The 26,514-nt window shown below is 63.4% G+C and carries 24 protein-coding genes and 2 pseudogenes; 10 read left to right on the top strand and 16 right to left on the bottom strand.

All coding sequences use genetic code 11. The features are described from left to right. Nucleotides 1-176: 176 nt before the first annotated feature. A complete protein-coding gene (locus ACFQO4_RS09655) occupies nucleotides 177-656 on the bottom strand; it encodes a hypothetical protein (protein WP_500260715.1) in 480 nt (159 codons plus the stop codon). Between the two features lie 101 nt (nucleotides 657-757). Here ACFQO4_RS09655 and ACFQO4_RS09650 point away from each other — a divergent pair, with 101 nt between their 5' ends. Next, nucleotides 758-943 (top strand): hypothetical protein, encoded by a 186-nt coding sequence (locus tag ACFQO4_RS09650; protein WP_500260714.1) that lies wholly within the window; start codon nucleotides 758-760, stop codon nucleotides 941-943. 3 nt (nucleotides 944-946) lie between these two features. Here ACFQO4_RS09650 and ACFQO4_RS09645 read toward each other — a convergent pair whose 3' ends face one another. Continuing rightward, a complete protein-coding gene (locus ACFQO4_RS09645) occupies nucleotides 947-2,470 on the bottom strand; it encodes a heme-binding protein (RefSeq protein ID WP_500260713.1) in 1,524 nt (507 codons plus the stop codon). 159 nt (nucleotides 2,471-2,629) lie between these two features. After that, a complete protein-coding gene (gene trpY / locus ACFQO4_RS09640) occupies nucleotides 2,630-3,133 on the bottom strand; it encodes a TrpY family transcription regulator (RefSeq protein WP_500260712.1) in 504 nt (167 codons plus the stop codon). Between the two features lie 186 nt (nucleotides 3,134-3,319). On the opposite strand from trpY, the gene ACFQO4_RS09635 reads away from it, so the two are divergent. Then, on the top strand, nucleotides 3,320-4,390 hold the full coding sequence (locus tag ACFQO4_RS09635) for an N-acetylmuramoyl-L-alanine amidase (RefSeq protein ID WP_500260711.1): 1,071 nt from the start codon (nucleotides 3,320-3,322) through the stop codon (nucleotides 4,388-4,390). Between the two features lie 30 nt (nucleotides 4,391-4,420). On the opposite strand, the gene ACFQO4_RS09630 is transcribed toward ACFQO4_RS09635, so the two are convergent. Next, the gene (locus ACFQO4_RS09630; protein ID WP_500260710.1) at nucleotides 4,421-4,792 is read right to left on the bottom strand and encodes a DUF5518 domain-containing protein; all 372 of its coding nucleotides are present in this window, start codon (nucleotides 4,790-4,792) and stop codon (nucleotides 4,421-4,423) included. A gap of 172 nt (nucleotides 4,793-4,964) precedes the next feature. Here ACFQO4_RS09630 and ACFQO4_RS09625 point away from each other — a divergent pair, with 172 nt between their 5' ends. Then, on the top strand, nucleotides 4,965-5,933 hold the full coding sequence (locus ACFQO4_RS09625) for an NOG1 family protein (protein WP_500260709.1): 969 nt from the start codon (nucleotides 4,965-4,967) through the stop codon (nucleotides 5,931-5,933). Between the two features lie 167 nt (nucleotides 5,934-6,100). On the opposite strand, the pseudogene ACFQO4_RS09620 reads toward ACFQO4_RS09625, so the two are convergent. Together ACFQO4_RS09620 and arlG are read right to left on the bottom strand one after the other, a co-directional pair. Then, nucleotides 6,101-7,384 (bottom strand): annotated as a pseudogene (locus ACFQO4_RS09620) (TIGR00341 family protein); the annotation flags it as partial. Nucleotides 7,385-7,462: 78 nt separating this feature from the next. Then, nucleotides 7,463-8,230: an archaellum stator protein ArlG gene (arlG, locus tag ACFQO4_RS09615; protein ID WP_500260708.1), complete on the bottom strand. Its 768-nt coding sequence runs from the start codon at nucleotides 8,228-8,230 to the stop codon at nucleotides 7,463-7,465. A 233-nt stretch (nucleotides 8,231-8,463) separates the two neighbouring features. On the opposite strand from arlG, the gene ACFQO4_RS09610 reads away from it, so the two are divergent. The 4 genes from ACFQO4_RS09610 (at nucleotide 8,464) to ACFQO4_RS09595 (ending at nucleotide 14,737) form a co-directional block, all read left to right on the top strand. Continuing rightward, a complete protein-coding gene (locus ACFQO4_RS09610; RefSeq protein WP_500260707.1) occupies nucleotides 8,464-9,189 on the top strand; it encodes an EthD domain-containing protein in 726 nt (241 codons plus the stop codon). 3 nt (nucleotides 9,190-9,192) lie between these two features. Further along, nucleotides 9,193-9,795: an HD domain-containing protein gene (locus ACFQO4_RS09605; protein ID WP_500260706.1), complete on the top strand. Its 603-nt coding sequence runs from the start codon at nucleotides 9,193-9,195 to the stop codon at nucleotides 9,793-9,795. Nucleotides 9,796-9,961: 166 nt separating this feature from the next. Continuing rightward, entirely contained in the window at nucleotides 9,962-11,245 is a 1,284-nt protein-coding gene (locus ACFQO4_RS09600; protein WP_500261171.1) for an MFS transporter, read from the top strand. A 1,617-nt stretch (nucleotides 11,246-12,862) separates the two neighbouring features. Beyond that, on the top strand, nucleotides 12,863-14,737 hold the full coding sequence (locus ACFQO4_RS09595) for an SLC13 family permease (RefSeq protein ID WP_500260705.1): 1,875 nt from the start codon (nucleotides 12,863-12,865) through the stop codon (nucleotides 14,735-14,737). 382 nt (nucleotides 14,738-15,119) lie between these two features. On the opposite strand, the gene ACFQO4_RS09590 is transcribed toward ACFQO4_RS09595, so the two are convergent. The 3 genes from ACFQO4_RS09590 to ACFQO4_RS09580 form a co-directional block, all read right to left on the bottom strand. Next, entirely contained in the window at nucleotides 15,120-15,425 is a 306-nt protein-coding gene (locus ACFQO4_RS09590) for a HalOD1 output domain-containing protein (RefSeq protein ID WP_500260704.1), read from the bottom strand. Further along, nucleotides 15,418-16,278, bottom strand: coding sequence for a DUF7344 domain-containing protein (locus ACFQO4_RS09585; protein ID WP_500260703.1), 861 nt, complete (start codon nucleotides 16,276-16,278; stop codon nucleotides 15,418-15,420). The genes ACFQO4_RS09590 and ACFQO4_RS09585 overlap by 8 nt, the downstream gene beginning before the upstream one ends. 340 nt (nucleotides 16,279-16,618) lie before the next feature. Continuing rightward, entirely contained in the window at nucleotides 16,619-16,867 is a 249-nt protein-coding gene (locus tag ACFQO4_RS09580) for a hypothetical protein (protein ID WP_500260702.1), read from the bottom strand. A 478-nt stretch (nucleotides 16,868-17,345) separates the two neighbouring features. On the opposite strand from ACFQO4_RS09580, the gene ACFQO4_RS09575 reads away from it, so the two are divergent. After that, on the top strand, nucleotides 17,346-18,812 hold the full coding sequence (locus ACFQO4_RS09575) for a sulfatase family protein (RefSeq protein WP_500260701.1): 1,467 nt from the start codon (nucleotides 17,346-17,348) through the stop codon (nucleotides 18,810-18,812). Nucleotides 18,813-18,864: 52 nt separating this feature from the next. Here ACFQO4_RS09575 and ACFQO4_RS09570 read toward each other — a convergent pair whose 3' ends face one another. The 6 genes from ACFQO4_RS09570 to ACFQO4_RS09545 all read right to left on the bottom strand — a co-directional run bounded on the left by ACFQO4_RS09570 (nucleotide 18,865) and on the right by ACFQO4_RS09545 (nucleotide 24,366). Further along, a complete protein-coding gene (locus tag ACFQO4_RS09570; protein ID WP_500261170.1) occupies nucleotides 18,865-19,455 on the bottom strand; it encodes a dolichol kinase in 591 nt (196 codons plus the stop codon). 58 nt (nucleotides 19,456-19,513) lie between these two features. Further along, entirely contained in the window at nucleotides 19,514-20,524 is a 1,011-nt protein-coding gene (locus tag ACFQO4_RS09565; protein ID WP_500260700.1) for a DUF7972 family membrane protein, read from the bottom strand. Next, nucleotides 20,517-20,723: a Sp36 family protein gene (gene sp36 / locus ACFQO4_RS09560; protein WP_500260699.1), complete on the bottom strand. Its 207-nt coding sequence runs from the start codon at nucleotides 20,721-20,723 to the stop codon at nucleotides 20,517-20,519. The genes ACFQO4_RS09565 and sp36 overlap by 8 nt, the downstream gene beginning before the upstream one ends. A gap of 88 nt (nucleotides 20,724-20,811) precedes the next feature. Next, a complete protein-coding gene (locus ACFQO4_RS09555; RefSeq protein ID WP_500260698.1) occupies nucleotides 20,812-21,381 on the bottom strand; it encodes a GNAT family N-acetyltransferase in 570 nt (189 codons plus the stop codon). Nucleotides 21,382-21,593: 212 nt separating this feature from the next. Further along, the gene (gene glyS / locus ACFQO4_RS09550; RefSeq protein WP_500260697.1) at nucleotides 21,594-23,342 is read right to left on the bottom strand and encodes a glycine--tRNA ligase; all 1,749 of its coding nucleotides are present in this window, start codon (nucleotides 23,340-23,342) and stop codon (nucleotides 21,594-21,596) included. A gap of 172 nt (nucleotides 23,343-23,514) precedes the next feature. Next, nucleotides 23,515-24,366, bottom strand: coding sequence for a CBS domain-containing protein (locus ACFQO4_RS09545; RefSeq protein ID WP_500260696.1), 852 nt, complete (start codon nucleotides 24,364-24,366; stop codon nucleotides 23,515-23,517). A gap of 126 nt (nucleotides 24,367-24,492) precedes the next feature. On the opposite strand from ACFQO4_RS09545, the gene ACFQO4_RS09540 reads away from it, so the two are divergent. Continuing rightward, nucleotides 24,493-24,660: a DUF7556 family protein gene (locus tag ACFQO4_RS09540; protein WP_500260695.1), complete on the top strand. Its 168-nt coding sequence runs from the start codon at nucleotides 24,493-24,495 to the stop codon at nucleotides 24,658-24,660. 50 nt (nucleotides 24,661-24,710) lie between these two features. Here the strand turns inward: ACFQO4_RS09540 and ACFQO4_RS09535 are convergent. After that, a pseudogene (locus ACFQO4_RS09535) lies at nucleotides 24,711-25,405 on the bottom strand (enoyl-CoA hydratase/isomerase family protein). 60 nt (nucleotides 25,406-25,465) lie between these two features. Here ACFQO4_RS09535 and ACFQO4_RS09530 point away from each other — a divergent pair. Next, nucleotides 25,466-26,431, top strand: coding sequence for a DUF7114 family protein (locus tag ACFQO4_RS09530; RefSeq protein ID WP_500260694.1), 966 nt, complete (start codon nucleotides 25,466-25,468; stop codon nucleotides 26,429-26,431). Nucleotides 26,432-26,514: the final 83 nt, after the last annotated feature.

Genomic DNA, 26,514 nt, shown 5'->3' with positions numbered 1-26,514 from the left:
CGGCGACGCCTCGCTCGCGGTGCGATTTCTGGACCGCCACGGCGACTGACCGCCTGCCCTTCCCCGGCTCACGACCATCGCCTATTCGGCGATGCTCTCTCGCGGCCACGCCGTGGTGAATCGCTGTTACTGGGCCCGGTAGGTCGTTCGAGAACTCGAGTCCAAACCGCTCCAATTCACCGATCCTCGCGCCGCTGGTGAACCTCGAGCAGCCCGATTCCGTCGTCGCTCTCGCGCACGTCGATCACGTCGCCGACGCGAACCTCGTTGAAGTCCTCGCTCACGATCGAGACCGAGCGACAGCCACTCACGGCGTCGGGGTCCTCGAGCGGCGCCGAATCGCAAACTCGAGCGCGGAGCCGAATCTCGGGGTACGTGGACTCGAGGTCCTCGCGGAGGTCGCCCTCGAAGGTCAGCGGCTCGTCGTCGGAAACCGCCCCCTCGAGGTCATCGTGAACGGTTTCGTAGGTCGGCCCCTCGGGGCCGTCGCGCCTGGTGAGGAGCGTGACCGTCCGTCGTTCGGCGGTCTCGAGGTCGACCTCGACCCCCTCGATCGATTTCTCGAGAACGACGACGCGCTCGGCGAGTCCGAGACGATAGAAACAGCCGGCGAGGGCGACGGCGGGGGCGCAAGCGAGGAACGCGCGGCGGTTCACACTCGACTCTCGAGGGTGGATCGAAGTGTACTTTTCCCTCTCGTCGTGCTCATCGAGTCGAAATCACCATCCCTATCCGCTCGCGGTCGAACCTGCGAGCGATGGACATCCAGACGTTCCTCGCGGCGACCCTCAGCGCCCACGTCGGACTCACGATTTTCGTCACGATCCACGCGAAATTCACGGGCAGAGAACTCGGGAAGTGGCCCTTGGTGACCCTCGCGCTCGGCCTCGCGGGGGTCGCCGGCTACTTCTTTTACGACGAGTCGCCCGAGGCAGGTATCTAGCACTCAGGCCAGGAACACGTGCCGCGGGCGCTCGGTCAGGATGTCGCGGCCCCACTCGACGGTCTCGGCGAACGCGTCGCTCCGGAAGAACGCCATCGCGTCCTCGCGGGCGTCCCAACGGCTGGCTATGAACATGTCGTTCTCGTCCTCGAGATTCGCCAGTAGGGTAGTCTTCCGGTGGCCGTTCATGTCCGCGAGCGCGTCGCCAACGTCCTCGAAGGTTCCGACGAAGTCACCGCGGTGATCCGGCTCGACGGCGTAGAACATCCCCATCGTGCCCCAGGAGTCGCCGTCGTCGCCCGCCTGTCGGACGACGTCGGGGAGGTCCCCGAGGAAGCCGGCAGCCGTGTTTGCGGCGCGTTCGGTCTCCCAGAGGCTGACGACGGCGGCCTCGCTCTCGTCTCCGTCGCCCTCGGCGTCGTAGACGGCCGTCTTGACGTGGCTGTCGTAGTGATCGAAGTTCGCCCGGAGGCCCTGGACCTCCTCGAAGAGGTCGTCGACGTCGGCGGCGGAGTAGAGCACCACCGCGTGGACGTCCTCGCCGTGGGGCTTCCCGGCGTAGACGCCGAGGTCCTCGAGTTCGTCGCGGACGTCGCTGTCGTCTCCGTCGTCGCTCCCGTGTGCGTGATCGTGGCCGCTCGAGTCGGCACCCCCGTGGTGGTGACCGCGTCCGTCCTCGTCGTGGTGGCTCGAGCCGTGTCCGTGTTCGTTTCCGTGCCCGTCTCCGTCGTCCACGTCCTGCGACACCCGCTCGCCCGCCAGGAGCGCCCCCAAATTCTCGGGCGCGAACCGGCGCCCGAAGCGGAACCGGCCGAACTCCCCGAAGCGCGAACTCGAGGGATCGAACCGCATCTCGTAGAGCAGTTCCTTGATGTCGGCCGGGTCGTCGGCGAACAGCGTTACGCCCCACTCGTGGTCGTCGAGGCCGACGCTTCCGGAGATGATCTGGGTGACGCGACCGGCGTATTTCCGACCGATGTCACCGTGGCCGGACATGTACTCCGCGCGTTCGTCGAACGGCAGGTCGTACCAGTTCCACTCGGCGTCGCGGCGCTTGTCCATCGGGTAAAAGGAGACGTACTCGGCGTCGGGAATCTCGGGCTCGAGCCGGGACTCGATGTAGCGGGCGATGCCGGAGTCTGCCTCCCCGTCCTCCTCGAAGTACTCCTCGGACATGTAGCCCGAGACCTCCGTGACCGAGAGGTAGGAGTCGGTGTGCTCGGTAAATTCGGCGAGGGCCGTCCCCTCGAACCGGCGCTCGAGGGCGTCGAGATCGGCGATCGTCGGCCGGAGGTGGAGCACCATGAAATCGGCTTCGTGGCCGATGACGGAGAAGACGGCCGAACCACCCTCCTCGGCGTCGACGTCGGTCAGGGACGTCGCACTCGAGAGGTAGTCGACGCCCTCCTCGAGTGCGCGTGCGCGTCGGCGTTCCGGGGCGTTTCGCCAGGCGTCCCAGTCGACCGACCGGAAGTCGTGTAGCACGTACCAGCCTTCCTCGGTCTGTGGCGGTCTGCGTCGGTCCATACGTGGGGCTTCGAGTGCAGCGGTGAATAACGAACGGTTTCCGATTCGCTGGACTGTCTTTACTATATATTTTACATCAAAATACTATACGTTCTATAGCATAATCAGCGCCAAGGGACGACGACTCGAGACGATCCGGAACTCGACGAATCCGAGAGACTACTGCAACTCGATCGAGCGCACGAACGACAGTGTGCGGATATCGGTGATGACCTCGCCCGGTAGGTCTTCGTCGGTGACGAGGTGGAGGCGCGGTTCGTCGGTGAACTCCGGGTCCTCGCTGATCGTCTGACGGATCGAGATGCCGTGGTCGGCCAGGATTCCCGTCACCGAGGAAACGATACCTTCCTGTTCGGCGTCGGCGACCTCGATCGAGAGCACCGTCAGGTCGAGAACGGGTGCCAGGTCCATCAGGCTCGGCACCTGCGAGATGTTCTGGAAAATCCGTCGCAACTCGGGATCATCCAGGATGACGTCCGTCGTCGAGTCGACGACGCGCCGGTCGACGTCGATTTCGCGAGCGATGCCCGTGTTGGGGATCTCGATTCCGCCCGAGACGACCCGGCCTTCGTCGTTGACCGAGAAGCCCCGCTCCAGGAGGAGGCGGATGACCGCCTGCTGGCTCGGCGACCCCTCGAATTTCTCCATGATCTCGTCGAACATGCGTTTTCGCTGGCGGACAGTACGTGCGCCGTCGTATAATGGTAGGTGATCGTCCAGCGGTACCGTCCTCGTGCAACAGCGTCCTCTCGAGCCCCGGCAGTCACTCGATACCGGACGTGCCTTCTAAAATTCCTATATCTGACCAGACAAAAATTATTTATTTAATTATCTTATATGTTAAATGGTATGGATGCAAACAGGCGAACACTCCTGAAAGCGGCCGGCCTCTCGGTCGGCGGCGCGGCATCGCTTGCAGCGACCAGCACGTCGGCACTCGCGGCCGAGGAACTGGTCGATCGCTGGGTCGCGGCGGACTCGAGCAACTACTCGTGGGCAGACCGCGGTGTCGACGACATCAACTGGATCGTCGTGCACACGACGGTCGGGTCGTACTCGGGCGCAATCAGCTGGTTCCAGAACCCCGATGCGAACGTCTCCGCCCACTACGTGATCCGCAACTCGGACGGGCACACGACGAAGATGGTCGACGAGTCGAACGTCGCCTGGCACGCCAGCGGCTTCAACTCGAGTGCGATCGGCATCGAACACGAGTGGACCGAATCACAGGGATACATCTCGGACACGATGTACCAGCGCTCGGCGGCCCTCATCGACTACCTGGCGGACACCTACGACATTCCGAGAAACTACTACACGTCGATGTCGGCGCCGTGTAACGCCAGCGGCGGGATCATCGAGCACCGCCACGCGCCGACCAATAGCTACTGCTCGAGTTCGAATTCGACGGCGTGTCCGGGACCCGACTGGTCGGGGTCGCGGCTGATGGACTTCGTGGGCGACGGCGGTGGCGGCGGTGGCGCAACGTTCGCAATGGACCAGGCTGTCCACACCACGGCCGACCTCAACGCCCGCGAACAGCCCGGCACCGACTCGACCATCGTCGCGACGATGCCAGAGGGGTCCGTCGGGCGGGTCATCAACGGGCCCGAGTCCGCCGACGGCTACACCTGGTGGGGGCTGCACTTCCACGCGGACGACGTCTGGGCCTGGTGTGCCGAGCCGTGGCTCGAGGCCTGCCCCACGTTCTGTCACGGAACGCGCGTCGAGTCGACGACAGATCTGAACGTCCGCTCGGGTCCGAGCGTCTACGACGACGTTCGCTCGACGGTTTCCGGGGGAACCCGCGGCGTCGTTACCCAGGGGCCACAGACCGGCGACGGCTACCAGTGGTGGCACATCGAGTGGAACGACGGCTCTGTCGGCTGGTCGGTCGTCGATTACCTGCAGACGGCCTGAGGTGACCCGGGTGGCGATCCGGAAGCCGTCTCAGGGATTGAGCACGGCCCCAAGTGCCCCCGCGACGGCGCTCTCGAGCGCCATGACGATGGCGAGGACGAGGGCGACGAGGAATATCCCCACGCCAGCGGCGCTCGAGATGGCGGCGCCGACGGGACCGAGCGCGAAGCCCGCGACGGCGACGACGAGCGCCAGGATCACGCCGGCGATAATGCCCCCGAGCGAGCCGGCGAGCAGGCCGTGCCAGAACCCGGACCCGAGGCCGCCGCCGGCGAGGTAGCCCGCGACGAAGCCGCCGACGAGCCCCGCGGTCAGCTGGCCGAGGCCGGGGGCGACGACGCCGAAGACGCTCAGAACGACGATCGTGAGGAAGCCGATCCCTGCCGCACGCCAGTCTGTCATACCCGTAGTATGGGACTCGAGGCGCATATATCGTCCGCCGGAATCGACTGTTCGGTCCGCGAACTCGAGGCCCGCGGCGATTGCGGCAGGGCAAATCGCTCGAGACCGCACCGCTCGTGAGCGACCGCCGCGTATCGAACGACCTTTTAAGCTCCCTGCCGCTAGTGTGAGTATGATTTTCGAAGACCTTCCGACCACGCCCACGTCGGAAGAGCTGATCGACAAGGCGTTCTCCCGGGCCTCGCGGGCCGGTCGGGCTCAGAAGGGGCTCGACGCCCAGCAGTCGATGCTCCAGACGGCGGCGAATATCCTCTCGGACAACCTCGAGAACGTCGTCACCTCCTGGCCGGACTTCGAGTACGACGTCCACCCGTTCTACGAGGAACTGGCCGACGCTATCGTCGACGTCGACCGCCTCCGCCAGAGCCTCTCGGAGGTGATGTGGGCCAGCCGAAAGACCCGCGAGATCCACCAGGAGTACCAGCCGAAGCTGCGCAAGACCGACGTCGACACGGCCAGGAAGTACCGGAAACAGGCCTTCGCCCGCCTGGCGGACATCGTCGAGCAGGTCGACGACGAACTGCGCTACATCAACGACTCGCGCAACGACCTACGGGATCTGCCCGAGATCAACCCGGAGGAGCCGACCATCGTCGTCGCCGGCTACCCCAACGTCGGCAAGTCCTCGTTCGTCAATGCCGTCACCAACGCCCGCGGCGAGACGGCTTCCTACCCGTTCACGACGAGGGGCATCGGCCTGGGTCACTTCACCAGCGACCACATCCGCCACCAGATCATCGACACGCCGGGTCTGCTCGACCGGCCGCCACAGGAACGAAACGAGATCGAGTCCCAGGCCGTCAGCGCCCTCGAGCACCTCGGCGACTGCGTCCTCGTCTTCGTCGACGCCAGTGAGGAGTGTGGCTACCCGCTCGCGGACCAGCTCGAGTTGCGCGACGCCATCGCCGACCAGTTCGCGGACCTGCCGGTGTTCACGGTCTGTAACAAGGCCGACCGCTCACGCGACGTCGAGGCCGACTTCTACATGAGCGTCGAGACCGGCGAGAACGTCGACGCGGTGCTCGAGGCCGCCGTCGATGCCATCGGGTACGAGCCGGAGTTGCCGTCTCGAGATCGCTGATCGACTCCCACTTCTCGGGTCCTCTCTCGCGTCCACTCGTGCACCTCGAGCGACGTCGATTGCTGAAGTGACGTCGGTTGCTGAAGCGACGTCGTCCCGTCTTCACCGACACCCGCCCCGTCGCCGTCGGTCGTCTCCTCGTCACTGTCGTTTTCCGGACCGAGGGAAATGACGTCGACGTAGCGGACGGTGACCGCGACGGGGTCGTCGGTCTGTGCCGAGATGCGTTCCTCGAGGTCGGTCGCGATGCCGATCGGGGCGTCCTGGGGCGGGCCACCAATGGTGACGATCACCCGTTCGGGCCCGCGGAAGGGGAAGTCGTCGGTAAGTTCGATATCGAGGGCGATGAGTTCGTAAGCCGCGTACTGCTCTTGCTCGAGCAGTTCCTGGGTTTCGGTCCGAGCGTCGTCCTCGAAGGTAGCGGTCGTAAAGTTCGAGTAGGTGATCCCACCCAGGAACGTCGAGAACACCAGGACGACGACGATCAGGCCGACGACCTGTTTGCGAACGCGACGTTCGGCGAGGCCGCGATCGAAGAGCCGTTCGGGTCGGTAGCCGGCGTACCAGAGCGTGAGGAGTCCGGCGAGGTTCACCGAGAGGACGTTCACGAGGACGAGGACGGTCGAGCCGACGGCGGCCATCGGTTCGCCCCAGGCGATGGCAATGCCGGCCGCGGCGGCCGGCGGGATAAGGGCGGCGGCGATCATGACCCCGACGAGAGCGACAGAGATGCCCGTCGTGATGCTCACCACGCCGGCGACACCGGCCCCGAGCGCGACGGCCAGCGAGAGCAGGTCTGGGGTGAGGCGCTCTTCAATCTCGTCGACGCCGCTGATGGCGAGCCCCGGCGGCACGATGTTCCCCAGCCTGACGAGCCAGGCGAAGACCGCCGCCGCGACGATCGCCAGGACGACTCCGAGAAGCTGGTACTTGACGCTCGTGGCGAGCAACTCCTCGTCGTTGATCACGGAGCCGACGCTCGCGCCCAGGGCGGGCCCGATCAGCGGCGCGATCACCATCGAGCCGACGACCACGGCCGCCGAGTCGAGGAGGAGTCCTGCCGTGGCGACGACGGTGCTGACGACCGTCATCACGACGAACACGTCGAGCGGCGGCGTCAGTTCGGTGGCCTCGGTCCGCAATTCCTGTCTCGAGATACGCTCGGACTCGACGTCCCCGGCGTCGTTCTCGTCCTGGAGCGCGTCGAACTCCTCGGATATGACCGTCTCGGCGTCGACGACGACCGTGTAGGCGTCCTCACCGATGCCGCGGGCGCGCAGCGTATCGAGCGTCGATTCGACCATCCCCGTCGGCAGCGGAATGTAGACGAGCGCCTCGTGGCCGCGGCCGCTGGTTTCGTCCGTGATGACGTAGGGGAGTTCGTCCTCGTCGAGGGCCTTGCGGACGGCCTCGAGTTTTCCCTCCGGAACCGATAGCTGGACGAGTCGCACAGGTGACCCTCAACGGCCGGTCGAATAACCGCTTTGCAAGCGGGTGGCAGTCAATAGCGCTGCGAGCGGCGAAGGCCGTCACCCTTCGGATTCGATCCGGACGACCAGCGTCTGCGTATCCCAGCCCGCGTCGACGGTCACCAGCACCGATTCGGAGACGTCGGTCTCCTTGGCCAGCGGGCTAAAGTCGAGTACGGTGGCGTTCTCGCCGCTCGAGTCCGTCGTCCCCGTGGTGCGCTCGAGCGTGACGTTTTCGTCCGCGGAGTCGTTCAGCGAGTAGGTCACGTCGACGCCTTCCTCGACGGGATCGGTCCCCATCGTCAGCGTCAGGGTCTCCTCGCTGGCGTTGACGGTACACTCGTCGGCCGAACACGTCGCTGGCGGCTGGCTATCGAGCCAGAAGACGACGCGGTGGACGAACTCGAGCGTCGCCCGCGCCTCGTCGAAGGAGACGGCGACGCGATGATCGCCGCGCTCGAGTTGGCGGTCGATCGTTACCTCGAGGACCGTCCCCTCGCGCCAATGGTCGCCCTCGACGGCCCTGGTTTCCGGTGCGGTGACGTACTCGCCGTCGAGGACGACCTCCAGGTCGCTCGGCTCGAGGGTCTTGCCGCCGACGTTCTTGACGTAGATCGTGGTCGTTCCGTTCCCGTCGTAGGTCGCGCCCGACTCGGGATCGTTGACGATCGTCAGTTCGGTCGCCAGGACGGCGCGCTCGCGGTCACTCTCGTCGGACAGGGCGTCCGCGTAGAGCCCGGATTCGGTGACGAGCACGCCGACGGCGAGGGTGGCGACGCTCACGACCGCGATGAAGAGCACGAGGTGGACGAGGGCGGTGCGAGCCATGATTTCGGGACCGTGCCGGGGCTGGTCGCCGCGGCGTTCGCTCGAGAAGCCGAGCGCGACAGGGTTAATCCTACCGGCCGGTCTCGAGCCTCGTTTTCGTCGATCGGACGACCGCAGGAGCGCCCGACCGCCACCTCCTGGCTGCGCCACTCCTGACACCCCGGATTCGCCATGCCTGACCCCGACCGCAGTTCAGCACCTTTTTTGAACGGACGCGCCGTCTCTCGAGACGTATGTACAAACACGTCGCGTTGCTGGTCCGGAGAGACGACCTCAGCCACGAGGAGTTCGTCGACTACTGGCAGAACGAGCACACGCCCATCGCCCGCGACATCGAGGGCGTCGTCCGCTACCAGACCGTGCTCCCCACCGAACCCGAGCACGCCGAGTTCGACGGCCTCGCCGAACTCTACTTCGAGACGCTCGAGGACCTCCACGACGCGCTCGGCAGCTCCGGCTCCCGGGACTACGACCCGACGAAGGAGGTCGCCGCCGAGGCCCGCGCGGACGTGGACAACTTCCTCGACCTCGAGGGTCGCCCCCGCTTCATCGGCGAGGAGATCGTCCAGAAGGACGAGACCGACGGCGACACGACGGGCCTGTACAAGCACTCGGCGTTCCTCGTCCGCCAGGAGGGCATGACCCACGAGGAGTTCGTCGACCACTGGCAAAACAACCACACGCCGATCGCCCGCGAGATCGAGGGCGTCGTCCGCTACGCGACCGTCCTCCCCGCCGACCCCGAGAACGCGGAGTTCGACGGCATCGCGGAACTCTATTTCGAGGACCTCGAGGCGCTCTACGACGCCCTCGGGAGCGAAGGATCCCGGGATTACGATCCCGACCGCGGGAAGGCGAAGGAGGCCCGCGAGGACGTGGACAACTTCCTCGCCATCGAGGAGCGCCCGCGCTTCATCGGTCAGGAGACGCTGCAGGTCGACCGGACGGATGGAGACTGACGGATGAGTGACGACGCCGACCGCGACTCCGAGAGCCAGGTCCGCGACGCCTTCCCCGAACTCGAGGCCATCGCGGACGACGACCTCCGCGAGCAGGTGATCGAGGCGTGGACGCTAGCGCTCGAGCGCGGGGGCTGGCAGGATATCCACGACGTTCCCTACGCCTGGAACATCCACGAGGTCGACAACGTCGAGCACGTCCGCGGGACGACGAAAGTCGCCCTCGAGTCCGCTGAGATCCAGCGCGAGTTCCACGGCGCCGACCCCGACGAGGACGTCCTGGTCGCGGCCTGTCTGCTCCACGACGTGGGTAAGTGCTACGAGTACGTCGACTTCGTGGGCGACGATCTGGTCGACCCTGATCCGACCTACTGCAGTGAGGAGATTCCTCACTCGATCTCGGGATACGCGCTGGCTCACGAGGTCGGCTGTCCACTTGCGGTCCAGCGGGCGATCCCGCACTTCCTCGGGGAGGTGCCGACCCGGACGCTCGAGGCGGAACTGGTCAAGAGCGCCAACTCGGCGAGTTCGAACGCGATCACCCAGGCGACGATGGGGATCACGCTGAAGGAGTGGGTTGCGAAGTACTCCCAGACGACGGAGTAGGGGATCGGTGCTCGAGTCGGCGCCGTCGGTTCCTGTCACGGTGACGGCCGCTGTCGGACGAACGCGCAGGCGAATGAGTATCCGCTGCCAGCCGAACGCGCAGTCGGACCAGCGCCCGCTGCCGGAACCGATGCGTACTCGTGGCTGGCCCCTCGACCTCGAGGCGATGGCCAGAGTTGGGGCGGCGCTGTCGAGATCCTCGCTGGCGGGGCTCGCCCACTACGACGCGCTCGTCCTGACCGCCCTGATCTGGTTTCTCGCGAAGTTCCTCCGATACGCCTTCCCGCCGCTGTTCGACGCCTTCCAGGCGAGCTACGGCGTCTCGAACGCCGTCCTCGGCACCGCGTTCACTGGCTTCATGCTCGTCTACGCCGCCATGCAGTTCCCTTCGGGCGTGCTCGCCGACCGAATCGGCGCCGTGACGGTGATCGTCGGTGGCGTCGTCCTCGCTTCCGCCGGGGCGCTCGTCCTGGTCGTCGACTCCCCGTTCGTCGTGCTCGTGGGCGCGATGCTCGTCATGGGGGCTGGCACCGGCGCGCACAAGACCGTCGCCGTCCGCTTGCTGTCGCGAACCTACCCGGAGCGGACGGGCCGCGCGCTGGGGTTTCTCGACACGCTCGGCACCTACGCGGGCGTCGTCGCCCCGACTGCGGTCGTCCTCGTCGCGGGGCTGTCCCTCGCAATCGTCGGTTGGCGCCTCCTCTTTCTCGTCGCCGGCGCGATCGGGCTCGTCCTGGGGGCGCTCTTTCTCGTTCGGGTGCCGAAACGATTACCGGGGGCTGCTCGAGGCGTCGACTCGAGTTCCGACGAATCCCAGTCGGATGCCTCGAGACCACCGTCTGACCCCGGCCTCCGTCGATACGCGAGCCTGTTTCGCGACCGCCGGTTTACCGCGTTCGTCCTCGCGACGATTTGCTTCTCGTTTACCTACAACGGCCTGGTCGCGTTCGCGCCGCTGTACCTGACGAACGAGGCCGGCCTCGAGTCGGCCACGGCGAACCTCCTCTACGGCGCCCTGTTCGCCGTCAGTGTCGTCCAGCTCGCGAGTGGCGAACTCAGCGACCGCGTTGGCACGTTGCCGGTGATCGTCGCCGCACTGGCGCTGGCCACGGTCGCCACGGTCGTGTTCGTGGCGCTCACGGGAACCGGATCCGCGCTCGCGCTGGGCGTTGCGCTCGTCGGGATCGGCCTGGGGTCTCACGGATTCCGGCCCGTCCGCGGGGCCTACCTCGTCCAGACCATTCCCGACTCGATCGCTGGCGGGAGTCTCGGCGTCGTCCGAACCCTGTTGATGGGCGCGGGGGCGATTGCCCCTGCCGTCGTCGGCATCCTCTCGGAAACCGCCGGCTTCCGACCGGCGTTCTGGCTCCTCGCGGGGACCGTCGCCGTCGCGACGCTCGTCTGCGCTGGGTTGCTCGTGACCGGTTCTGGTGAAATTTTCAACCGTTGATAGGAATTGTGTGCTGCATATAGAGGAAGAGTTCAGCACGACGGGCTCGTTTGTTTCACGCTTAAACCAGTGAACTACCCACTCAGTAGACCTGCGAAAGTACGAATACAAACCCAAATATGGACTTTACTAAAATATTCAATAAACCAGGCTAAAATCCTCAATTAAGGGTACAGGTACTCACCGATCCCTGTTCAAAACTCTGTATAATTGCCAAAAATATGAGCCCTGTGGGAATCTACGGCACGTTCATCTTCTAACAATGCCCACAGGTGTCCTCTTCGTGCTGTTCTAGGTGTGCTCTTGCTGCAGGTTCGGGAAGACAAAGTTCTTGACAATTGTCAGGGTTTCCCGGTGGTCGGTGGGCGATCAGGTATCTTGTTGGACCGCCTTTGTGCTCGTCACATGTAGGACAATCTAGCTTCTTCTTCTTCTTCCCTTTTTTCTTCTTATCTGCGCTGGCTGAACCTGCTGTAGCTGCCACTCCGAGACCCACAGCGGTTGCACCGCCTGATTTTCGTAACACTGAACGTCGGCTTATTTCTGTGCTGTTTCCATCGTTTTTCATGGGTTTTACCCTCCAATCGGACCCATCGCGGCTTGAGCCCTCGTTATCTCCTTAATCGTACCACACCGCAATCTGTCCGGCTACACCGCTACTCTGAAAGGTTGTACTTGCGAGGGAAAGGCGTCTACTCGCGGAAAATACGTTATCTTCAGTTGTAGTTTGAATAGTTCGAATTAAGGAAAGATCGCTATTGGATATTCACTCTCTACTCCGCACGCTGACTTTGTCAGACAAAGAATATATTTTTGACTGATATTCTATGTACTTCACCTGTGCTAACCGATCATCGACTCTCGTTGATCGACTCTCATCTAATTCCACAGTCGCGCTATGTATCTTGCATACTACTCTCAACCTATTCATCAAGTGTCACAAACGACGTGCGAGATACAGAGGGTGGGCCTTGTTTAGACGCTCCCAGTTGAGCGGGTCAGGAGTCATTTTGGCTAAACAGAATCCGGTGGTAAGCACCTCACAGTACGGTTTCATACTTTGAGAACGAAGCGTTAGTGCCGATCTCGGTCGCGTCTAAACAAGGCCCAGAGGAGGTATGCAGTACATCAGCCTCGTTTATTTCATTCACGCGAGGCAGAACCAACCGAGACATACGGATGCGAACTGAACACAGTATCGAAGAGCCAAGTTACCAGTTCCGCTTATTCACACTCGAATTAATAATATACGGTTAGTTCAGAAAAGATGATTTCTGATACTACCAATGGTTATCGTGTCATGCTCAACCGAGACAACGTTGTTCTGGTGGGTTGCACCCATTGTGATACAGTCCACACCGGGTTTCGCTTGGTGGATGGTGGGCTCACACTGCTGGGTCGTGCGACCTGTCACTGTGGAAGAAACGACTTCATCGAAATCGACGATTCGACTTGACCGGAACACTTCATCCCGAAGGTAGTGAGTGCGGTATGTATTTGCCGAATGGTACAGGGTTTGTGCTTCTTCGAACGGTCTGCTCATCCGCACTCTCGCGTGATCGAGGTGCAGTAACTGCGCAGTGCGTCACCGAGTACCCGCTTCGACAAGTGGGGGTGATGTCCTCTCTAACGATCGAAATGCTAATCGTATTCTGCATCATCGCCGTCGCGCTCGCACTCTTTATTACGCAGCCGATCCCGATCGACGTGACGGCGCTGCTCCTGATCGTCGTTCTCGTCCTCCTCGAGCCGTGGACGACGATCACTCCCGAGGAAGGTATTGCCGGCTTCGCCAACCCCGCAACGATCACCGTGCTGATGATGTTCATCTTGAGCGATGGGGTGCGCCGAACCGGCGCAGTGCAATTGTTGGGTGAACGACTCGCCGCCTTCTCCGGGAATAGCGAGCGACGACAACTTGGATCGATCATCGGCGTCTCCGGCTTCTCTGCGGGCTTCGTTAACAATACGCCGGTAGTAGCGATCATGATCCCGGTGGTGAACGATCTCGCACGCCGGACGAATACGTCGCCATCTCGTCTCCTAATCCCGCTGTCGTTCGCCTCGATGCTGGGCGGGATGCTCACCCTGATCGGCACCTCGACTAATCTCCTCGCGAGCTCGATCGTGGCTCGACCAGAGTACCTGGGGCGGCCCTTCTCCATGTTCGAATTCACCGCGCTGGGGGCGCTCGTCTTAGCCTCGGGGTCGCTCTATCTGCTCGTTGCGACCCCCTACTTGCTCCCGGAACGCCTCACTCCACGGAGAGAGTTAACCGACGAGTTCGAGGTAGCGCCGTACCTCACCGAGGTCGCCGTCCCTGACAGGTCACCCGTGATCGGCCAAACCGTCCAACAAGCGTTAGCGGACGTTGACGTGGAGGTCGAAGCCGTGACGCTCCTCCGCAACGGTGACACGTTCGGTGCGGCGATCGAGGAGAAGGTGCTCCAGACCGAGGACGTTCTCCTCGTTCGGACCGACAAGGAGGCGATTCTCGACGTGGTTGACCTCGAAGGGTTTGACCACGTTTCACAGAGCGTGGTTCACGACGCGAACCTCGAAATCGATGCCAAAGCGGTCTCCGGCGTAGATGCCGTCTCGCACGGAGCGGACGCAACCGACGAGGAGCGGGCGACGCCGCAGGTACTCGCGGAAGTGGTAATTGCACCCGACGGGGCGCTCGTCAGAGAGACGCTGGCGAGCGCCCGGTTTCGTGAACAGTACGAAGCGACCGTACTGGCGATTCGTCGCGGCCCGGAAATCGTTCACACACGAATGGATCGGCGACCGCTCCGCGGTGGCGATATCTTGCTGGTGCAAGCGAGTCGCGAAGCACTCGATCGGTTAGGGGCTGATCGAGACGTCATCGTCGCCCAAGAATTTACGCAACCGGCGTTCCGCCGAGCAAAACTCCCGCTTGCAATCGCCATCATCGCTGGGGTTGTCGGACTGGCCGCTCTCGAGGTGGTTCCGATCCTCATCACGTCAATCGCCGGCGTGATCGCAATGGTTGCAACGGGCGTCCTCGAACCGGGGGAACTGTACGATGCGATCGATTGGAGCGTGATCTTCCTGCTCGCCGGCGTCCTCCCCCTGGGCGTCGCGATGGAAGAAACCGGTGCGGCGGCCTTTCTCGCTGCCCACGTCATCGGCCTCGCTGGTGGCCTCCACATCGTGGTCGTCCTCGGGTTATTCTACCTGTTCACAGCGCTGTTGACGGAAATGCTGAGCAACAACGCGAGTGTGATACTGATGATTCCGGTGGCGTTCGACGCCGCCGTTCGCCTTGGCGGCGACCCGTACGCGTTCATGCTGGCTGTAATGTTTGCGGCGAGTACACCCTTGCTCTCTCCCGTGGGGTACCAGACGAATTTGATGGTATACGGGCCGGGTGGCTACAGGTTCACCGATTTCGCACGGCTCGGTGCCCCCCTGCAACTGCTCCTGACGATCGTGACGACGCTCGGCATCGTCGCGATCTGGGGCGTCTAAGGCATGTCACACGCGACCTTTTTACTACGGGCCTCGCTCACTCCGTTCGCTCGATTGCAATAAGCTAAAAACCGCCCGCTCGGGCTCCACCCGTTTCGGCGGGGGCGTTCACGGATGACGGTAACGGTAACGGGTCCACTTGTCCTGAGCGATTACTACCTCCTGGTTAACTCTCAACCTGTGCAACATTCGCGCCTTGTATCTCGCAGAGGCCGTGACTAATCGACAAGCTGCTGTCAGAAGCGGCGTGCAAGATACAGAGGATGGATACAGCACGCAGCCTTCGTTTATTTCACACGTTCGCACCGAAACCAGCCGGCACATACAGCTGCGAACGTAACACTGAGAGTTCTATCGACGCGAAATGACGTTGCTGGTGTTTTCAGTCGTGATCAATCTGCACCCGAACCGTGTGTTGATCCACAGTAACCTGACACCCGTTGTAATGGAAGGAAACTGAACTCTCTGTGATGGATTCGCCGTTCTTTCGACCGGTAATCAGGCCATCCAAGTGTTCGGGATCGATAGTATGGTATAACGGGTTCAGATTGAGCATCGGCGTGTCGGTTAGTGTTGCGACGGCGTGGACGACTGCTTTGCTAGGGCGTTCGTCCGCATCGAGTTCATAGCTGAGACTCTTCGTCCGCGTCGCGTCGTTTGGCTCGGGCGGGGTGTTCTCGTCAGTCATTGTACGTGGGGAGGTGGCTTCGAACGTCGTCGTTTTGGTAGTCGAGGTGGTCGAGCCGCGGCCCGAGCAGTTCGCGTACGAGAACGACGAGCGGATTCTCCTTGCCGTCGCCGATGAGCGCAATCTCCTCGGGAGACCCCTTCTCGGATGGCGGTTCCGTAAGGACGGAAAACATGACTTTCCGCCGATCTATGAGAATGAGCCGACCCACCCGCGGATAGGTCGGTGTATTGAGCCAGTCAAGTTGCGGTTCCCACACGGTGGCTTCTGGTAGTCCCTCTCGGCACCGTTCACGAACTGTCTCGTTTTGCGAGCCGATGGAAATTGTCACGTCACGATCGAGGGCGCGCTCGCCGTGACGGACGCACTCGTCTTCGAGGAGATCGGTGGTGGCGTATAAGGCGAACAACTCTTCCTCGGCTTCGTCGGCCAGTTTCCGTGCGTATTCGAAGGCCGAGTCAAGTCCTTCGACCACCCCCACATCGCCCGCTTCGCTTCCGTGAGTGGTTGGAAGGTGCGTTACCAGTGTTGCGAGAGCCTTCTCGTCCTGCCACTCCACCATGGACGCCGGTGAGGGTTTCTGGGAGACGAGATTCGCGTCAAGATCGTACTCGACCAGATCAACCTCTGCTAACTTCGGCAACCGTACGTGGTGGAGTTCGAACGTCACGTTGTCGAGTTTTTCGTCGTAGGTCGCTGAATTGACTACGTTCACGTCACGAGCCACGAGTTGATCCGCTAGCTCCGTTACATGGAGCGGCCCATCTGCCTCGGTGAGGAGGTCACATACGGTGCGATTGCGGCCCTCACAGAGAAGTTGGAGTTGATCTTCGGTGTGCGGATCGAGATCCATACTGTCAATTATTCGCATTTAGACTTAACGGTTTTGTACGGAAATCCGTTCTCTCAGGCCGGTTCAAACATGCAGAGTGCTTTTACTAGCCGTCGATGAGATCTCTTATCTCCGATATTATCTAGCGATGTAGTAATCGATCACCACCCTCCGTAGATCGGCCCTCGGCTCGTGCTCCAGTCGCGCTCTGAGTTCAGCAGACGCCGAACAAACCACCTGATTTCTGTCAGAATTGAGGTGGCCGACTTAGAGGATGGATGCAGCACAGCGGCGCCGTTTATTTCATTCGATTAGGATCGAACCAGCCAATACGTTCGGATGCTCATTGATCGCGGAACATTCAGTTGATCGCTTGGAGAAACTCATCTAACGTATCGGTGAGTTCATCAACTTGTTCTCCATTAATTTCAGCGGAGTAGCGGACAATGAAGATGTCCCTCTCATCGGTGTGACGAGCCTTGTCTACTTGTTCGACTCCTTTCCAAATCCCCGTAACTTTGACTTGGCCATGTTCAGCGTGGTCGTAGGTTTCACCTCGCTCGATAGCCAGATCAGAGCCAGAGCCCGGTAAATCGTCAGAGTCGCCCATATCACTCTCAAAAGGTCTCTCTACCCTTGTCTCTGTTGGTCGGTGCGGTATCTACTTCTCCATAATGTCGTGAATGTTGGCTAACACTAGTTAGAAGGTCCGTAGTACTTTCCGTTATACCGATGGGAAAAGCCAAAAATGTAGTCATCGCAATGTGTACTCGTTGTGGAAAAGTGCATTCCGGCAAACGAGTGGTTGATGGACCCATTAGACTCTCTGGAAGAAGTGGCTGTACGTGCGGAGGATCGGATTTTAAGGCGATTGAAAGCTTAGAGTGATCAGTTTTGACACTTTGCTAACCGATCATCAACTCTCGTAGATCGTCTATCGTCTCGTGCCACATTCGCGCTGTGTATTCAGCACGACTGCTTGAACTCATCATCGCTCGAGGATTTCGATACGGCCTCGTGACGGAGTGACCGAGCGACGATTGAATCGACCGACCAGGCTTTTCCCTCCGCTCGATGTATCGAACCCGATGACCGACTCGCCGCCGAACCCGAACGTCCTGTTCGTCCTCACCGACCAGGAACGGTACGACTGTACGGCACCCGACGGCCCGCCGGTCGAGACGCCGACGTTCGACCGCCTCTCGAGCGAGGGCGTCCGGTTCACTCACGCCGTAACGCCGATCAGCATCTGCACGAGCGCCCGCGCATCGCTGCTGACGGGGCTGTTTCCCCACGCCCACGGCATGCTCAACAACTCCCACGAGGCGGACGCGATCCAGCCGAACCTCCCGCCCGAGTTACCGACCTTCTCGGAGCTGCTCGCCCAGAGCGGCTACGACCTGACTTACACCGGCAAGTGGCACGTCGGACGCGACCAGACGCCCGAGGACTTCGGCTTCGAGTACCTCGGTGGCAGCGACGTCCATCACGACGACATCGACGATGCGTACCAGGAGTACCGCGAGCACCGCGGCACCCCCATTGAGGAGACCGACCTCGAGGACGCAATCTACACCCACGACGATCCCGACGACGGGACGCTCGTCGCGGCGAAGACGCCAGTCGACATCGAGGACACGCGGGCGTACTTCCTCGCCGAGCGGACGATCGAGGCGCTCGAGGCGCACGCCGACGGCCGAGATGAGTCCGCAGGTGACGGCAGGTCTCCGTTCTTCCACCGCGCCGACTTCTACGGCCCACACCACCCCTACGTCGTCCCCGAACCCTACGCCTCGATGTACGACCCCGAGGACCTCGAGCCCTGGGACACCTACGCTGAGACCTACGCGGGCAAACCAGCGGTTCACGAACAGTTCCTGCACTACCGGGGTGTCGAGGACTTCGACTGGGACACCTGGGCGGAGGCCGTCGCGAAGTACTTCGGCTTCGTGACGCTCATCGACCACCAGACGGGGCGGATTCTCGAGGCGCTCGAGGAACTCGGCCTCGCCGAGGAGACGGTCGTGGTCCACGCCTCCGACCACGGCGACTTCACGGGCTCACACCGTCAGTTCAACAAGGGGCCGCTGATGTACGACGAGACCTACCACATTCCGCTGCAGATTCGCTGGTCGGGCGTCACCGACCCCGGTACGACTCGCGACGAGCCGGTTCACCTCCACGACCTGGCGGCGACGTTTCTCGAGATTGGCGGCCTCGAGGTACCTGAATCGTTCCACTCCCGGAGTCTCGCCCCGTTGCTCGCGGGCGAGAACCCGGCGTGGCCCGACTCGACGTTCTCCCAGTACCACGGCGAGGAGTTCGGCCTCTACACCCAGCGAATGGTTCGCACGCGCGAGCACAAGTTCGTCTACAACGGCCCCGATCGGAACGAACTGTACGACCTCGAGGCCGACCCCGCCGAACTGCAGAACCTCGTGGACCACCCGGCCTACGCCGACGTCCGGGACGCGATGGCCGATCGACTCGAGGAGTGGATGGAGCGCACCGAGGATCCAAACCGCAAGTGGGTGCCGGATACGTTTCGCTGGTAACGACGCTCGCGACGGGTAGCGATCGGCACAACCGTCGGCGATACCCGCCGTCTCAGATTGGCACAATCGCGAGCGCAACCGAACCGAGAACGGCCGCGTACAGCGGAATCGTCAGGTTGTCGTCGACGACGAACTCGCGGACGCGGATGGTGATCCCGTCGGCGATCGTGGCGCCGAGTGCCGCGGCGACGGCGACCAGCGGCGTCTCGAGGAAGAACGGCAGTGCCAGGAGGGTGCTGACGACGAACATCGTGACGAGCGTCTTGCGGTCCTTGAATCGCGTGAGGGTGTCCGCGGAGACGTAGCCCGCGATTGGGTCGCCGATGGCGAGCATCAACATCGCCGGCAGGGCGATGTCCTCGGGAAAGAGGAGGACGACGATGGTCATGCTCACCATGTAGTAGCCGTAGCCCGCGAACTGGTTCTGCTCGTACTCGCGGGTGAGTTTCTCGTAGAGCCACCACTCGAGACCCACGTACAAGCGAAGGACCTCGAGGACGACGGTACCGAGTGCGAGAACTACCATCAGGACCTGAAACCGGGGCCAGGTTAGCCCAAGCTCGAGGGGGTCCGCGAGAAGATAGAGCGCGACGAGCCCCGACCCGCTGGCGTGGACCAGCCGTCGCTTGAGTTCATCGGCCATCCCGTGGGTGCTCACCGGCCGGCATATTTAGTTCGTCGATTACGACATCGATAATCGGTCACCGCTGGGAGTCACGGAGGATCAGCGGACCGATGGCGAGCGTCCGCTTGGCCACCGTCGTGACGCGGAGGATGTACGCCAGCAAGAGGAAGAACGGGACGAGCGTGAGCGTGAACGCGGCGGCGACGAGCCAGAGCAGGTTCTGTACGCCCAGGGTCGTTCCGACGACCGTCATCGCGTCGACGTACGTCACCATCATGCCGCTGACGAGCAACGCTGGCACGCTCGCGTAGAGGATCAGCCGCGAGAGGTTGATCAGGTCCCATTGGAAGTACAGCGTCTTGACGTGCTCGCGAGCGGGGCCGAACATCGCGAGCGACTGGCGAAGGTCCTGGAGGGCGGTTCGCTGGTCCTCGTCGAGCACGTCGGCGTACTCGTCCTCGAGTCGCTCGGTCTGGAAGACCTTCCAGCCGTAGTTGAAGTCGAGGGCGGCGTGGACGACGTCGAACGTGCCGAAGCGAGCTCCCTCGAGTTTGTCGGTGACGGTATCTGCGTTTCCCAGGATGCTGTCGACGAACTCCTCGAGTTCGCCCCTGGCCGTCTCGTTCGACAGATCTGCGGTGGCTTCCTCGAGTGCGGTCGCCCGCTCGCGCGTCGCGACGACGAGTGCCCGGAGGAACGCCGAGGGGTCGGCGGGTGCGGGGTGACCGGTCAGTTCGGCGACGTAGCTACGGACGTCCATCGTCGCGCTCATGCGCTGTCGCTGCTCGCCGAGGGGCCCGTTCTCCTGGGAGACGATCAGCTGTCCGATGGTCACCACCAGGGTGGCAGTGGTGATGACCGCCGTGATCATTGAGGTGAACAACCCCTCGATGACGGCCCGGTCCCGCAGGAGCGTCGAGAGGCCCGGCTCGAGTAGTGCTCCGAGCGAGAACAGGACGAAGAACGTGGCCGTCAGGACCGCGGTGACGACGAGTCGGTTGGCGCCGACGAGCAGCCAGAGTTTGATCCGACTCTCGTCGGCGCGCTCGCGCATCGTGTCAGCGGTGCTGACCTGGTCGTCAGTCATCGTCGTCACCGGTGCGCCGTCGCTTGAAGACGAGGTACTTCGTGCCACCCTCGGCGTAGTCGATCGTGTCGACGAACTCCCACCCCTCGCTACCGAACTCGTTGAGCAAATCCTTCGGATCGGCGGCTTCGCGCATGGTGACCTCTCGAGGCGGCCTGACCGTCTCGTACTCCCACGTCGCGTCCGAATCCGTCACCATGCCAGGAATATCGACGAATTCGAACAAAACGGTTGGCCTTGCGCCCGGTCTCTTCCGGTTTCGTCGTCCGTCGTAGGTTTCGTTCGCCTCAATCGGCGTCCAGCACGGTGTTCGGATCATCCCACTCGCGCTCGAGCAGGCCATAGCGCTCGACGTCGACGTAGTCGCCGTCGGCGAACTGCGCCTCGCGGGCGGTCCCCTCGTGGACGAATCCGAGGCGCTCACACAGACGCCGGGAGGCGTCGTTCGGCGCCATCGCGGTCGCCGACACGCGATGGAGGCGGAGTTCCCGGAAGCCGTACTCGAGGAGGTGGGCGCTGGCCTCGAGGGCGTAACCGTTTCCCCAGGCCTTCGGGTGGAACCAGACGCCGAAGTTGGCGTAGCCGTCGCGCTCGATCAACGGCGAGAGCGAGACGGAGCCGACGGGGTCGCCCGCGAACTCGCCCGCTTTCGGGACGACGAGCAAGGTCGGATCGGCGTCGACGTCGCGGTCCCACAGCTCGTCTCGGTAGCGCTCCTCGCTGTAGGGAGTCCTGAAGGCGCTGATGTACCGGCGTACCTTCGGGTGATTCACTCCCTCCAGGAGGAAGGGAACGTCCGATTCTTCGGGCGGTCGTAACTCGAGTCGGTCGGTGCTGATGAACGTCGGTGGTGACATCTGTGTGGATCGATCGCTGCGGTGGCGGTTGACTCACGAGACGAGGACACTGGGTGCTCGCGTCGGTACAGTCGATGGGCGTCGAGCGGGTCGAAAACGGCCTCAACGGTCAACGAGGGAAAACGGTCATCGGTCAGCTCTACCGTTGGACTCGAGGGATCGCGAGTTACGTGCTGTGATGAACGGAGACGGAGCACCAGCCCTGGTCGCGCCTACGCCAGGTCCGCGAACTCGAGGTCGCCGGCCCGCAGCGTCGCCAGCATCTCCGGGAGGTCGTCGATCGCCAGTCGCGTCTGGGTTGTCGAGTCGCGCTCACGAACCGTCACGGTGCCGTCCTCCAGGCTCTCGTAGTCCACCGTGACGCAGAACGGGGTGCCGACCTCGTCCTGGCGGCGGTAGCGCCGACCGATGTTGCCCGAATCGTCGTAGGTGACCGAGAGGCCCTCGGCACGCAGGGCCGTCGCGATCTCGTCTGCCGTCGTCTCGAGGTCGTCGTCGCTCTGGAGCGGGAAGACGCCGACGAAGGTCGGGGCGATTTCGGGCTCGAGGGCGAGGTAGGTCCGGTCCTCGCCGTCGACCTCGTCCTCGGCGTAGGCGTGGTGGAGCACGGTGTAGAGCAACCGGTCGACGCCGAAGGACGGTTCGATGACGTGGGGGGTGACGTGTTCGCCCGCGATTGTTTCGTCCCCGACGGCGAAGCCCGTCTTCTCGACGGGAATCTCGTGGCTCTCGCCCTCGAGGTCGATTTCGACGACGTCACCGGAGAATGCCTCGCGGTCGCGTTTGGCCAGCGATTTCAGGGCGTCGGCGACGGCGCCGGCGTCGCCGCCGAACTCCGGACCCAGGTAGCTCATGTCGGGGTCGACGCTCGCGCGCTCGACGGTCTGGGGTTCGTCGTACTGGCGGAAGACGGTGAAGCGCTCGCCCGACCCCTCGGCGTGTTTCGAGAGGTCGTAGTCGCCCCGGTCGGAGAAACCGGCGAGCTCGATCCAGTTGCCGTCGATCAGGCCCTCGGCGTCCCAGCAGTCGCTCGCGTAGTGGGAGCGCTCGCCGGCGAGGTGCTGGCGGAACCGGAAGCGATCCATGTCGACGCCGACGGCGGCGTACCACTCGCGGGCGACGCCCAGGTAGTACGCGATCCACGGGCTGGCGATGGTGCCGCTCTCGGCGGCCTCGCCGATGGTCGTCTCGAGGATCTCGCCGTCCTCGTTTTGTTGTTCGGTCGCCGGGTAGAGCCGAACGGGTACGTCCTCGACCGCCGAGAGGTTCGGGTCGTCGCCCTCGGGATCGACGAATAACTCGAGTTCGGCCTGGGTGAACTCCCGGGTGCGGATGATCGAGCGCCGGGGGCTAATCTCGTTGCGGTAGGCGCGACCGATCTGGGTGACGCCGAAGGGGAGCGTGTTGCGGGCGTACTCCTTGAGCCGCGGGAACTCGACGAAGATGCCCTGGGCGGTCTCGGGGCGGAGGTAGCCCGGTTGGGAGTCGCCGGGGCCGATGTTCGTCGCGAACATGAGGTTGAAGTCGTCGATGGCCTGGCCGGCCAGGCCGGCGCCACAGGACGGACAGACGAGTTCGTACTCGGCGACGATCTCCTCGACCTCCGGGATCGGGAGGCTCTCGGCGTCCTCGTACTCGGTGTTGTCCTCGACGACGTGGTCGGCGCGGTGGCTCTCGCCGCACTCGGGGCACTCGACCAGCATGTCATCGAACGTGTCGAGGTGGCCGGAGGACTCGAAGACGGGTTCGGGCATGATCGTCGGCGCGTCGATCTCCATGTTGCCCTCCTCGACGGCGAATCGATCCCGCCAGGCGTCCTCGAGGTTACCCTTCAGCGCGGCGCCCTGCGGACCGAACGTGTAGAATCCGCCGACGCCGCCGTAGACGTCTGACGACTGGAAGAAATAGCCGCGGCGCTTGGCGAGTTCGGTCAGTTTCTGGCTCGTAGCCTCGTCGCTCATACTCGTCTCGAGCCCCGCCGGACAAAAATCACTTTCGAGGCTGCGTGACGGGGACACAGGGTCGAGTCGGCTCGAGTCCGTGGGGAGTGGGGTCGGGGACCGGTCGAGACGCGACGAGTCTCAGCGATCGGCGGTCGGTGGTTGGCAGTCGGAAATCCCTCAGTGACGTCGTTCAGTCGTACAGCGACCGAACCAGATCGATGTCCCGGACGATCCCGACGAGGTCGTCGCCGGTGACCATCGGAATCTGCTCGATGTCGTTGCTGATCATCAACTGAGCGGCCCCCTCGACGGACTTCGACCGCGAGACGGTCACCACGTCCTCGGTCATGAACTCGCTGACCGGACTGGTCGGCAACTCGATGTCGCGAGTGGGAAGCGACCGACTGCCGACGCCCTTGATCCCTTCCCATGAGTAGTCGGCGTCCTGGTCCGGAAAGTTGTTGCCAGTCTCCTCCTCGCCTTCGACGATCCGGGCGACGTCGATGACGTCGACCTCCGTGATGACGCCGCTCATCCGCCCGTCGTCGTCGAGGACGACCGCGTACGGGGCGTTCGCGTAGTGGAGTTCGCGCTCCGCGACGGGGAGCGGAACGTCCTCGTAGGTCGTGTTCACGCTCCGGGTGGCGTAGTCGCCGACGTCGGCGTCGGTCTCCGCCTCGCTCGTCGCGATTGCGTGGACGACGTCGGTGACCGTGACGATTCCCTCGAATTCGCCGTCCACGACGGGGACGCGCCGCGCACCCTCTTCGACCATCACCCTCGCGACCTCCTCGAGGCTCGTTTCCGCCGTCGTGGTCGGTACATCCTCCATCAGCATGACGAGCTGGTCCTCGTCGGGCTGTTCGATCAGCGTCTCTCGAGAGATGAGTCCGCGGTACTCGGCCGTCCCGTCAGTCGACTGGATGACCGGCACGGAGGAAAACGCCCGCTCCTGAAAGTACTCGAGCACGTCGGTTCGCGTTCCCGGCAGCGAGACGGACACCACGTCGTCGCGGACCGTCATCGCGTCGGCTACGTTCATACCACCTGGGTACGGTCAAAATCGGTATAAAGGCAGTGCTTCTGTGGTTGCTCGCCGCGAGGCTCGGCCTCGAGCCTCTGAACTACATCCGACGAGTTTATATTCGTGTGCGAGTGAACTACTCGCATGGTGGCGAATAACATCTCTGGTGCAGCCGTGTCGGACGACACGGTTCTCGGTTCGATCGACTCCAACGGACGCCGTGACGAGTACGTCATCGCGGACATCTCCGTCGACGATGCGTGGCTCTCGATGCGAGCGGACGACGCGCCGACGCTTACAACCTGGCGATAACTTCACCGTCTGCGTTCTCCGCGATTCGACCGTTCGACCCTTCGCCAGCGCTATCGACGCGCAGCGATTTCGTCCGCGTGCGCCTCGAGCAACCGCCCGAACGCTGTCGCCTCGCGTGTCTCCTGTGAGTCTCGATCGGCATCGTCGCGCAGGCGTTCCTTGAGCACCCGGAGGGTATCGGCCGAATGCGTCGCGATCGACGCCGCGACCGCCCGCGGATCGGACTCGATTCTCGACAGCAGTCCCATCCGGAGGGCCTCCTCGGCCTCGAGCACCCGCCCCGTACACGCGACGTCGAGTGCATTCCCCTCGCCGACGATCCGCGGCAGGCGAACCGTCCCGCCCCAGGCGCCGAACAGGCCGAACGTGACCCCTGGCTCGCCGAACGTCGCCGACGGCGTTCCCACGCGGACGTCGCAGGCCAGCGCCAGCTCGAGCCCGCCACCTCTGGCCGGCCCGTCGATCCCGGCGACGGTGATGGCGTCCGCGGTTTCGAGCGCTCGCGCGGCTCGCTGGCCCAACCGGGCGAACGCCTCGGCCCCTCGCGATCCAGGTCGGCGACGGTGTCCAGGTCGGCGCCGGCACAGAAGGCCGGCCCGGCTCCTTCGAGGTAGATCACTGGTTCCTGGGCGGCGCGGACGGCGTCCTCGAGCGCCTCGAGCCCGTCGACCGTGAGCGCGTTTCGCGCGGCCGGGCGGTTCAATCGAATCGTTCGAACCGATCCGTCCGATCGACTGTCGATCATGCCACTCGTCGGTGGCACCTTTCCAAAGGTCTTTGCCTGCTCCGCCGTAACCATCCGATGATGGATCGGGTCGATACCTGCCGAGGAGCCGCTCGCGACGCGCTCGCGGACGTCGAACCGGCAGCGCTGCACGACTTTCTCACCGACACCCTCGAGACGGCCTCGATGACGCCCGGCGTGTTGACACTCGCGTCCGCGTCCGTCCTCGAGCGAGCGAACCCGCGACCGGCGGGCGACCAGGACTCGAGCGGTGGGAAGCACGAGCGACGCGACGACGTCGACGAAGCGAACGGCGAAACCGCGAGCAGGGAGGGTCCAGGAGCAACCGAGACCGAGGACCGGTCGACCGCCGAATCGGTATACGGAAAATCCGGCACCTCCCTCGAGGGAATCGCTCACCACGCCGCCGGCGTCCAGCTCATCTACGAGGGCCTGCGGCTGACCCGGGCGCTCGCCCACAACGAACCCTGGGCCGAAACCACGGGCGACAGCCCCGCCGACCTCGAGATTCTCGCTGCCGATATCCTCGTCGCCCGCGGTTTCTACCTCCTTGCTCGCACCGACGCCGCCGACACCGCCGTCCGGACTGTTCGCCGCTTCGGCCGAGACCAGACCGCCCGTGCGGACGCCGACGAGACGGACGCCGCCGCTCTCGACGCGAACCTCGAACAGGACGTCCTCGAACTCGCGATCCGAACGGGTGCGACGGCTGCCGACGCCGACCCGGCGCCCGAACTGCTCGCGGTTGCCACCGACGTGGCCGACGCCAGTGCCAGCGCCGCCAACGCCAGCGCCGCCAACGTCCTTACCACCGCCGAATCCGGCTTTCCACCGGCCGCAGAGTGCCTCCCGGACCTCGAGGCGCTCGAGGTCGGTTTCGATAGTGAAGGTGAAGAGGAAGGTGCAAGCGAGGACACGGATGAAGACGCAAGCGAAGACAACCGCAAACGCCAACGCGACCTCGAGCGACCGCCGGTCGAAACGGAGATTCCGACCGACCGTGTGACGTCAACCGGAGACCACTGAAGGTTCGTTCAGAGACTCTGTCATCCCGGCACACACTCAGAGGGGAATCGAAACCCATAAAGACGACTCCGGTCAACCAACGC

This window comes from Saliphagus sp. GCM10025334 (assembly GCF_042663485.1).
Taxonomy (GTDB): Archaea; Halobacteriota; Halobacteria; order Halobacteriales; family Natrialbaceae; genus Natronosalvus.
This window is presented reverse-complemented; position numbering and strand designations above follow the sequence as displayed.

Excerpts from the sequence above, each read along its gene's own strand:
- ACFQO4_RS09650 (WP_500260714.1), top strand. The coding sequence starts at position 758 with ATGGACATCCAGACGTTCCTCGCGGCGACCCTCAGCGCCCACGTCGGA.
- ACFQO4_RS09645 (WP_500260713.1), bottom strand. The coding sequence starts at position 2,470 with ATGGACCGACGCAGACCGCCACAGACCGAGGAAGGCTGGTACGTGCTA.
- trpY (WP_500260712.1), bottom strand. The coding sequence starts at position 3,133 with ATGTTCGACGAGATCATGGAGAAATTCGAGGGGTCGCCGAGCCAGCAG.
- ACFQO4_RS09635 (WP_500260711.1), top strand. The coding sequence starts at position 3,320 with ATGGATGCAAACAGGCGAACACTCCTGAAAGCGGCCGGCCTCTCGGTC.
- ACFQO4_RS09630 (WP_500260710.1), bottom strand. The coding sequence starts at position 4,792 with ATGACAGACTGGCGTGCGGCAGGGATCGGCTTCCTCACGATCGTCGTT.
- ACFQO4_RS09625 (WP_500260709.1), top strand. The coding sequence starts at position 4,965 with ATGATTTTCGAAGACCTTCCGACCACGCCCACGTCGGAAGAGCTGATC.
- arlG (WP_500260708.1), bottom strand. The coding sequence starts at position 8,230 with ATGGCTCGCACCGCCCTCGTCCACCTCGTGCTCTTCATCGCGGTCGTG.
- ACFQO4_RS09610 (WP_500260707.1), top strand. The coding sequence starts at position 8,464 with ATGTACAAACACGTCGCGTTGCTGGTCCGGAGAGACGACCTCAGCCAC.
- ACFQO4_RS09605 (WP_500260706.1), top strand. The coding sequence starts at position 9,193 with ATGAGTGACGACGCCGACCGCGACTCCGAGAGCCAGGTCCGCGACGCC.
- ACFQO4_RS09600 (WP_500261171.1), top strand. The coding sequence starts at position 9,962 with ATGGCCAGAGTTGGGGCGGCGCTGTCGAGATCCTCGCTGGCGGGGCTC.
- ACFQO4_RS09595 (WP_500260705.1), top strand. The coding sequence starts at position 12,863 with ATGTCCTCTCTAACGATCGAAATGCTAATCGTATTCTGCATCATCGCC.
- ACFQO4_RS09590 (WP_500260704.1), bottom strand. The coding sequence starts at position 15,425 with ATGACTGACGAGAACACCCCGCCCGAGCCAAACGACGCGACGCGGACG.
- ACFQO4_RS09585 (WP_500260703.1), bottom strand. The coding sequence starts at position 16,278 with ATGGATCTCGATCCGCACACCGAAGATCAACTCCAACTTCTCTGTGAG.
- ACFQO4_RS09580 (WP_500260702.1), bottom strand. The coding sequence starts at position 16,867 with ATGGGCGACTCTGACGATTTACCGGGCTCTGGCTCTGATCTGGCTATC.
- ACFQO4_RS09575 (WP_500260701.1), top strand. The coding sequence starts at position 17,346 with ATGACCGACTCGCCGCCGAACCCGAACGTCCTGTTCGTCCTCACCGAC.
- ACFQO4_RS09570 (WP_500261170.1), bottom strand. The coding sequence starts at position 19,455 with ATGGCCGATGAACTCAAGCGACGGCTGGTCCACGCCAGCGGGTCGGGG.
- ACFQO4_RS09565 (WP_500260700.1), bottom strand. The coding sequence starts at position 20,524 with ATGACTGACGACCAGGTCAGCACCGCTGACACGATGCGCGAGCGCGCC.
- sp36 (WP_500260699.1), bottom strand. The coding sequence starts at position 20,723 with ATGGTGACGGATTCGGACGCGACGTGGGAGTACGAGACGGTCAGGCCG.
- ACFQO4_RS09555 (WP_500260698.1), bottom strand. The coding sequence starts at position 21,381 with ATGTCACCACCGACGTTCATCAGCACCGACCGACTCGAGTTACGACCG.
- glyS (WP_500260697.1), bottom strand. The coding sequence starts at position 23,342 with ATGAGCGACGAGGCTACGAGCCAGAAACTGACCGAACTCGCCAAGCGC.
- ACFQO4_RS09545 (WP_500260696.1), bottom strand. The coding sequence starts at position 24,366 with ATGAACGTAGCCGACGCGATGACGGTCCGCGACGACGTGGTGTCCGTC.
- ACFQO4_RS09540 (WP_500260695.1), top strand. The coding sequence starts at position 24,493 with ATGGTGGCGAATAACATCTCTGGTGCAGCCGTGTCGGACGACACGGTT.
- ACFQO4_RS09530 (WP_500260694.1), top strand. The coding sequence starts at position 25,466 with ATGGATCGGGTCGATACCTGCCGAGGAGCCGCTCGCGACGCGCTCGCG.